The sequence below is a fragment of the Streptomyces sp. 150FB genome (genome assembly GCF_000818195.1).
In the GTDB taxonomy this organism is placed as follows: Bacteria; Actinomycetota; Actinomycetes; order Streptomycetales; family Streptomycetaceae; genus Streptomyces.
This window is the reverse complement of sequence record NZ_JTHL01000001.1, coordinates 2,614,487-2,621,067: the sequence shown is the minus strand read 5'-3', so window position 1 is coordinate 2,621,067 and position 6,581 is coordinate 2,614,487. Positions and strand designations below refer to the sequence as shown.

The following is a 6,581-nucleotide window of genomic DNA, read 5'->3' as shown; positions in this document are numbered from 1 at the left end:
GCTCGCCTTCGCCGGCCTCACGGCGGCGCTCTCCGTACAGGAGTTCGGCGGATCCCTCTCGGCGCCCGGCTGGTCGGAGGTCGCGGCGTGGTGGCAGTACGTCCAGGCCTCGCCGGACCAGGACCCGGCGGTGCTGCTGCGGCGCTACAGCTTCCTCACGGAGCTGCTGCCGGCGCCGGACAGGCCGTGGCCGCTGCGCAGGGCCGTACCGACGATCGGCTTCGGCCGGGCCGGCTGATCGAGCCACAGGGGGCGGGGCAAAGGGCGGGGCGGAAGCGGGAGCAAGCGCTTTCTATCTTTCTATTGACTTGCCTCCGGCGAACTGTAAGCATCCCCGAACCGTTGGACAACGTTGTCACGAAGGGGCCGCTCATGTTGAGAACCGGAAGCCGCTGGAGACTGGCGGTGATGGCGGTCGCCGCCGCGGTCACAGCCGGCGCGCTCGGCGCACCCGTCGCGAGCGCGGCGCCGCCGCTGGTCTCCGACCCGACCGTCTACGTCAATCCGCAGGTCGGGAACACCACGGCGGGCATGACGTTCCCCGGTGCCTCCATGCCGTTCGGCATGGAGCAGAACAGCCCGGACACCAACGTCGGTAACGCCGCGTACAACTACGACGCGACCACCATCACCGGTTTCAGCCAGGTCCATCTCTCCGGCGTCGGCTGTCCAGCGGGCAGTTGGATACGGGTCACCCCGACGGCGGGCGCGGTCACCGACACCTCGCTCGCGGCGAACATGTCGCCGTTCAGCCATGACACCGAGGTCTCGAAGCCGGGCTACTACGCGGTCACCCTCGACAAGCACGACATCCGCTCCGAGCTGACGGCGTCCACCCGCGTCGGCATGGACCGCTTCACCTACGCCGGCGGCACCGCCGACCCCAAGATCATCGTGAATGTGACCGATGTCTGGGGCCAGACGTTCGCCAGCGACGTCAAGGTCGTCGGCGACAAGATCCAGGGCTCGGTGACGAGCGGCTCCTTCTGCGGCGACGGGCGGCCGAGCCGCTACACGCTGTACTTCAGCATGTCGCTCTCGCAGCCGATCACCGATGTCGCCACCTGGAACCGGGGCGAGAAGGTCCCGGTTGAGGGGCGTACGTCCGCCACCGGCGGCGCCGTACTCTCCTTCGCGGCGAACCCGAAGGCCCCCGTCGTCACCACCACGGGCATCTCCTACACCTCGGTCGAGGGTGCGGAGGCGAACCGCGTGGCGGAGACGTCCACCGGAGCCAAGTCGTCCAGCGGAGCCAAGTCGTCCACCGGCGCGAAGGCGGGCGCCGCGGCGGCCAAGGCGAAGTCCTTCGACGCGATGCGCGCCGAGACGCACGACGCCTGGAAGAAGCAGCTCCTGAGCGTGCGGGTCTCCAGCGACTCGACGGCCGACCTGAAGACGTTCTACACGGACCTCTACCACGGCCTGCTGCACCCCTCGGTGGCGCAGGACGTCGACGGCACGTACAAGGGCTTTGACGGAAAGCTCCACAAGGTCCAGCCGGGCCACGACTACTACCAGATGCTGTCGATGTGGGACACGTACAGATCGCAGAACCAGTTGGTGGCGCTCCTGGAACCGGCCAGGGCCACCGATGTCGCCCGTACGATCCTGGACATCTACCAGCAGGCCGGCTGGGTCCCGCGCTGGTCCCTGGGCCAGGCCGAGACCAACGCCACCAGCGGCGACCCGGTGACCCCGTTCATCGTCACGCTCTACTCGCGCGGACTGCTGGACAAGAAGCTCGCCAACGACCTGTTCGCCGCGCTGTGGAAGAACGTGAACGAGACGCCGCCCCCGGCGACCAACATCAAGGCCCGTGAGTTCAACCCGGACTATCTGGCCAAGGGCTTCATCCCGGCCGAGTCCAGCGCCAACGAAGCGGCCTCGATCGGCCTGGAGTACTCCCTCGCCGACTGCGCGTTCGGCACGATGGCCGTCGGGCTCGGTAAGGCGGCCGAGGCGAAGGCGCTCCAGCCGCGCTGCGACGCGTTCGAGAACATCTGGAACCCGGACGCCGAATCCAAGGGCTACACCGGCTTCCCGCAGGTACGCGCGGCCGACGGCAGCTTCGTACCCACCGACGCCGTGGTGAACGGCAAGGGGTTCAAGGAAGGCACCGCCTGGCAGTACCAGTGGCTGGGCCAGCAGGACCCGCAGGCGCTCCTCGGTCTGATGGGCGGAGCGGCGAAGGCGGAGTCCCGTCTCGACACCTTCTTCAGCCTGCCGGCGATCCTCGACGACCCGTCGACGGCCGCGGCCAAGAACTGGGTGACGGGACCGATCGACTACAACGGTCACTTCGAGTTCAACCCGAACAACGAGCCCGACTTCCACGCCCCGTGGATGTACGCGTGGACCGCGAGCCCCTGGAAGACGTCGGCCGTGACGCGCGCGCAGCGGGTCCTCTACACGGACGACCACCTGGGCATTCCCGGGAACGACGACCTGGGCGCCACCTCGGCCCTGGGCGCCTTCGAGATGATGGGGATCTTCGAGGCCCAGCCGGGGTCCGGCAACTACGTCTTCTCGGCGCCGATGTTCCCGAAGATGGTCATCACCCAGCCCGACGGCCACCGGACCACGATCAACGCGCCGGGCGCCTCGGCGACGACGCTCCAGTACATCAAGTCGGTCGCCGTCGACGGACAGAAGACGGACCGTAGCTGGATCTCGCACCAGGACCTGATCGGCTCCGACCAGGTGAACATCAAGCTCACCACGGACCCGGCCACCACCACCTGGGGTGTCGGTACGCGGAACCAGCCGCCGGCCATGCTCGGCGCCGTCCCGGCGGCCAAGGCGTCGGTGACGCTGAAGGCGTCGGCGTCCACCCAGACCGTCGGCACGTCGAAGCCGGTCAGGCTCACGGCGAACGTGAAGCTCGACAACGGAGCCGCTCCGGCGGGCCGGATCACCTTCACGTCCGGTACGAAGACGCTGGTCACGCTGCCGGTCACGTCCGGGAGGGCGTCGTACTCGCTGAGTCCGAGGACGAAGGCGGGGACGCTCAGGCTGACCGCGGCCTTCGTACCGAAGGACAAGGTACGGGTGACGGGGGCGACCAGCGGCCCGGTCACGGTCAGAGTGGTGAAGAAGTAGCGCGTGAGGAAGCGGCACGTGAAGTAACAGCAGGCGAAGAAGTAGCGCGTAAAGAAATACCGCATGAAGAAGTAACGCTCAGCGACGAATGCGGGCCGCCGTTCCCCCTGCTCAGGCCGGGGGCGGCGGCCCGTATCGCGAGGCGCGCGGAAAAGTCCTACAGCGATGTCGGTGCGGGGTCGTAGGCTGATACCTCAGAGGTTGTCGAGACGCGAGAACCCTGCAACGGGAGGTATGCGCAGGCCACAGTGCCGGCCCATGACTCAGACACCTACAGCCAAGAGCCCCTCCCAGGGGCAGGCAAGCGCCCGGTTCACCGTCCCCGACGCTCACCCCATGGTGACGGTCCTGGGCTCCAGGGATGCCCTCCTGCGCGTGATCGAAAAGGCCTTCCCGGGCACCGACATCCATGTCCGGGGCAATGAGATCAGTACGACGGGCAGTGCCGCCGACGTCGCGATGATCCAGCGCCTGTTCGACGAGATGATGCTGGTGCTCCGCACCGGTCAGCCGATGACGGAGGACGCAGTGGAACGTTCGATCGCCATGCTCAGGGCGAGCGAGAACGGCGGCGCGGACGGTCCCGAGACGCCCGCCGAGGTGCTCACCCAGAACATCGTGTCCAGCCGCGGGCGCACCATCCGGCCCAAGACGCTCAACCAGAAGCGGTATGTCGACGCGATCGACAAGCACACGATCAACTTCGGCATCGGCCCCGCCGGTACGGGCAAGACGTACCTCGCCATGGCCAAGGCGGTCCAGGCCCTGCTGTCCAAGCAGGTCTCCCGCATCATCCTGACCAGGCCGGCCGTCGAGGCGGGTGAGCGGCTCGGGTTCCTGCCCGGCACGCTCTACGAGAAGATCGACCCGTACCTGCGCCCTCTGTACGACGCCCTGCACGACATGCTCGACCCGGACTCGATCCCGCGCCTGATGGCGGCGGGCACGATCGAGGTCGCGCCCCTGGCGTACATGCGTGGCCGGACCCTGAACGACGCCTTCATCATTCTGGACGAGGCGCAGAACACCAGCTCCGAGCAGATGAAGATGTTCCTGACGAGGCTCGGCTTCGAATCGAAGATCGTCATCACGGGCGATGTCACCCAGGTCGACCTTCCCGGCGGCACGAAGAGCGGTCTGCGCCAGGTCCAGGACATCCTGGAGGGCGTGGAGGATGTGCACTTCTCGCGTCTCACGTCGGAGGATGTCGTACGGCACAAGCTCGTCGGCCGTATCGTCGACGCCTACGAGCAGTACGACAGCCGCAACGGCAACGAACAGCACCGCTGAGCGATCGGCGCGCTGGGTCCGAGGTGCCGGGGCGGCCTGAACCGGGAGAGTCACACCGCACCATGTCGATCGACGTCAACAACGAGTCAGGCACCGAGGTCGACGAGCAGGCGATTCTCGACATCGCTCGCTACACGCTGACCAGGATGCGTATCCACCCGCTCTCCGAGCTGTCGGTGATCGCGGTGGATTCCGCCGCCATGGAGCAGTTGCACATGCAGTGGATGGACCTGCCGGGTCCGACGGATGTGATGTCCTTCCCGATGGACGAGCTGCGTCCGCCGGTGAAGGACGACGAGGAGCCGCCGCAGGGGCTGCTCGGCGACATCGTGCTCTGCCCGGAGGTCGCGAAGCAGCAGGGTGAGGACGCGCCGACGCAGCACTCCATGGACGAGGAGCTCCAGCTCCTCACCGTCCATGGGGTGCTGCACCTCCTCGGGTACGACCACGAGGTGCCGGACGAGAAGGCCGAGATGTTCGGCCTCCAGGCGGCGATCGTCGACGGCTGGCGGGGCGAGCACGGACTGACGGGCCCGTCCCCCGCACCCACCGTCTCGTGAGCACGCAGTTGATCATCGGCGCCGTGGCGCTGGTGGTCGTGGCGTGGCTGGCGGCGTGCGCGGAGGCGGGTATCGCCCGTACCTCCAGCTTCCGGGCCGCCGAGGCCGAGCGATCGGGGCGCAGGGGCGCGGCGAAGCTCGCCCAGATCGCCGCCGACCCGACCCGCTATCTGAACGTGGCCCTGCTGGTCAGGGTCGCCTGCGAGATGGCCGCCGGCGTGTTGGTCACGTACGTCTGCCTGAAGGAGTTCGCGGCGACCTGGTCGGCTCTCCTCGTGGCCATCGTCGTGATGGTCCTCGTGTCGTACGTCGCCGTGGGCGTCTCGCCGCGCACCATCGGCCGCCAGCACCCGCTGAACACGGCGACGGCCGCCGCGTACGTCCTGCTGCCGCTGGCCAAGATCATGGGCCCGATCCCGCAGTTGCTGATCCTGCTGGGCAACGCGCTCACACCGGGCAAGGGCTTCCGCAAGGGACCGTTCGCCAGCGAGGCGGAGCTGCGCGCGATGGTCGACCTCGCCGAGCAGGAGTCCCTCATCGAGGACGACGAGCGCCGGATGGTGCACAGCGTCTTCGAACTGGGGGACACGCTCGTACGCGAGGTCATGGTCCCGCGCACGGACCTCGTCGCCATCGAGCGCTACAAGACGATCAGGCAGGCCCTGACGCTGGCGCTGCGCTCGGGCTTCTCACGTATCCCGGTGACCGGGGAGAACGAGGACGACATCGTCGGCATCGTCTACCTCAAGGACCTGGTCAGGAAGACCCACATCAACCGGGATTCGGAGTCCGACCTGGTCTCCACGGCGATGCGGCCCGCCGCCTTCGTCCCCGACACGAAGAACGCGGGCGACCTGCTGCGGGAGATGCAGCAGGAGCGCAGCCATGTCGCGGTGGTCATCGACGAGTACGGCGGCACGGCCGGCATCGTCACCATCGAGGACATCCTGGAGGAGATCGTCGGCGAGATCACCGACGAGTACGACCGCGAACTGCCGCCGGTCGAGGAGATCGGCGACGGCTCGTACCGGGTCACCGCCCGCCTCGACATCGGCGACCTGGGCGAACTGTTCGGGCTGGACGAGTACGACGACGAGGACGTGGAAACGGTCGGCGGCCTGCTGGCGAAGGCGCTCGGCCGGGTCCCGATCGCGGGAGCGAGCGCACGGGTCACGCTCCCGGACGGCCGGGCCCTGAAACTGACGGCGGAGTCCCCGGCGGGCCGCCGCAACAAGATCGTCACGGTACTGGCCGAACCGGTCCGCGAGGAAGCGACCACCTCGTGACCCCGCAGGAACTGCGGGCGTACTGCCTGGACCTGAACGGGACGTCGGAGGACGCCCCGTTCAGCCGGAACCCGGACCTGACGGCCTTCAAGGTGGCGGCCAAGATCTTCGCGTTCTGCTTCCTGGACGACCACCCCCTGAAGGTCTCGCTGAAGTGCGACCCGGAGGAGGCGCTCCGCCTCCGCGACACACACGAGGCGATCGTCCCCGGCTGGCACCTCAACAAGCGCCACTGGAACACCCTGACGATCCCGGACCTCCCCCCGACCCTGGTCCGCGAACTGATCGAGGACTCCTACGACCTGGTGGTGGCGGGCCTCCCCAGACAGGACCGCCTGCGCCTGAA

General features: G+C 68.0%; 5 protein-coding genes and 1 pseudogene. All 6 read left to right on the top strand.

The features are described from left to right. A pseudogene (locus QR77_RS11015) lies at positions 1-238 on the top strand (sugar kinase); the annotation flags it as partial. A gap of 134 nt (positions 239-372) precedes the next feature. After that, positions 373-3,099: a GH92 family glycosyl hydrolase gene (locus QR77_RS11010; RefSeq protein ID WP_078876607.1), complete on the top strand. Its 2,727-nt coding sequence runs from the start codon at positions 373-375 to the stop codon at positions 3,097-3,099. A 258-nt stretch (positions 3,100-3,357) separates the two neighbouring features. Then, on the top strand, positions 3,358-4,389 hold the full coding sequence (locus QR77_RS11005; protein WP_052488672.1) for a PhoH family protein: 1,032 nt from the start codon (positions 3,358-3,360) through the stop codon (positions 4,387-4,389). Positions 4,390-4,451: 62 nt separating this feature from the next. Continuing rightward, positions 4,452-4,949, top strand: a complete 498-nt coding sequence (ybeY, locus tag QR77_RS11000) for an rRNA maturation RNase YbeY (RefSeq protein WP_040021303.1) — start codon at positions 4,452-4,454, stop codon at positions 4,947-4,949. After that, the gene (locus tag QR77_RS10995; protein WP_040021301.1) at positions 4,946-6,235 is read left to right on the top strand and encodes a hemolysin family protein; all 1,290 of its coding nucleotides are present in this window, start codon (positions 4,946-4,948) and stop codon (positions 6,233-6,235) included. The genes ybeY and QR77_RS10995 overlap by 4 nt, the downstream gene beginning before the upstream one ends. Beyond that, a partial coding sequence (locus tag QR77_RS10990; RefSeq protein ID WP_040021299.1) for an MmcQ/YjbR family DNA-binding protein occupies positions 6,232-6,581 on the top strand: 350 nt, incomplete at its 3' end. The genes QR77_RS10995 and QR77_RS10990, both read left to right, overlap by 4 nt.